Below are 310 nucleotides of genomic sequence, written 5' to 3'. Positions count from 1 at the left end.
TTAATCATATCCCAACTAGAATTGGCACAGTCACGATTAAAAAGACCGCTGACGAGCAATTCTACTTATCAATGCAATTAGGCAGCGATATTGCCTTTGTTAAAGCCTTGCCTAAGACGCAGAGTCAAATTGGCATTGACCTTAACCTTGATAATTTCTTAACAGCATCTAACGGAGCAATAGTTGCTAATCCACGATTTTATTGCAAAACCAAAAAGAAACTGGCTCATGCCCAACGTGTCTTGTCTCGCAGGCAGCACCGGGTTAAAAAAGAAGGGCGCAATTTGCGGCTAGCAAAAAACTATCAAAA

General features: G+C 41.0%; 1 protein-coding gene. It reads left to right on the top strand.

Annotation, left to right across the window (positions count from 1 at the left end):
* The coding region (locus tag JEM49_RS09275) for a transposase (RefSeq protein ID WP_201874756.1) at positions 1–310 on the top strand (310 nt) is incomplete at both ends.

It is taken from the genome of Lactobacillus sp. A27, assembly GCF_016742815.1.
Classification (GTDB): Bacteria; Bacillota; Bacilli; order Lactobacillales; family Lactobacillaceae; genus Lactobacillus; species Lactobacillus gallinarum.
The sequence above is the reverse complement of the archived record's forward strand: the minus strand, read 5'-3'. Positions and strand labels throughout refer to the sequence as shown.